Annotated in this window: 2 protein-coding genes; both read right to left on the reverse strand. The window is 62.2% G+C overall.

Annotated elements, in window-relative coordinates:
• Positions 1-119: 119 nt before the first annotated feature.
• Positions 120-656, reverse strand: coding sequence for a HigA family addiction module antitoxin (locus CR157_RS23255; RefSeq protein ID WP_110285603.1), 537 nt, complete (start codon positions 654-656; stop codon positions 120-122).
• Positions 657-869: 213 nt separating this feature from the next.
• Positions 870-1,282, reverse strand: a 413-nt coding sequence (locus CR157_RS23170; RefSeq protein ID WP_258364269.1) for an ATP-binding protein, incomplete at its 5' end; no start/stop codon positions are given.

Genomic DNA, 1,282 nt, shown 5'->3' on the forward strand with positions numbered 1-1,282 from the left:
GCCCGCCCCGCGGGCCGCGATGACGCCACACCAACAGGCCGCCGATCCATGATCGGCGGCCTGTTGGTGTGGGTAAGGGTAATCGGGGAAAGCCCCCCGTTCCCGCTCATTGCTTCAAATCAAGAGGCCAGTCGCTGGACCTCGGGCTGTTCGCTGTGCTCGGCTTGCCAGAGGTCATAGGCGGTCTGCATCGCGAGCCAATGCCGCGCGGTGCCTGCGCCGGCGCGTTCGAGGCGCACGGCCAGATCCGGCGAGATGGCAGCATGCCCGTGGACGACCCGCGAGAGGGCGACCCGAGACATGCCGAGGCGTCGGGCCGTCTCGGCGACCGAGATACCCAACGCTTCGATGACATCCTCACGCAGCATCTCGCCCGGGTGCGGCGGGTTGTGCATTCCAGTGGTGCTCATGATCATGTCCTCTGTGCGGGGACTAGCAACTATGTCCTCGGCCCCCCAGTGGTAGTCCAGATAATCAACCAACTCGACATCCTTTCCGGTGAACCGCCATATCACGCGCCAGTTGCCGTTTACGCTGACCGACCAGTGATCCTTGTACTGCCCCTTCAGTGAGTGGAGGCGGAAACCAGGAAAATCCATGTCGGCGGGCTGTTTGGCTTGATCAAGCGCGGCCAGGATGCGCCTGAGCTTGTTCACGTGGTCGGGGCGACCCTTTCAAGTACAGGGCTTGAAGGCCCTTATGCTTGATCGTGAGGATCACCGTGCCTCGTCTCCGTGGACCGTTCCAGATGGCTCGAAGTGTATCGTGATGAGATACACATTTCAAGGGCGGGCTAATCGGTATGCGACGTCAACTACTTTGACCGGTCAGCGACAATTAAAATGACCGGTTGGGTGGGATAGTTGTCGTCAGCCTGACGACGCGGTCTGTCCTCCCTGTAATTGACGCTGATAGGTGCGTTTCCGGTAGCTCTCTCCGCTCAGCTCCAGCAGCGTGGCGTGGTGCACCAGCCGGTCGATGGCGGCCACCGCCATCATGCTGTCGGGGAAGATGCTGTCCCAGGCGCTGAACGGCTGGTTGGCGGTGATGATCAGGCTGGCCGACTCGTAACGGTGAGCGATCAGCTCGAACAGCACCGAGGTCTCGGCCTCGCTGCGCTGGACGTAGCCCATGTCGTCGATGATCAGCACCGCGTACTTATCGAGCTTGGTCAGCGCATCGCTCAGCCGCAGGGCCTGCTTGGCCGCCTGGAGCTCCTGCACCAGGCTCGATGCCGTGGCGTAGCGGACCCGGTACCCCTGATCGATCAGGGCATGGCCCA

The organism is Halomonas sp. LBP4 (assembly GCF_003202205.1).
Taxonomy (GTDB): domain Bacteria; phylum Pseudomonadota; class Gammaproteobacteria; order Pseudomonadales; family Halomonadaceae; genus Halomonas; species Halomonas flagellata.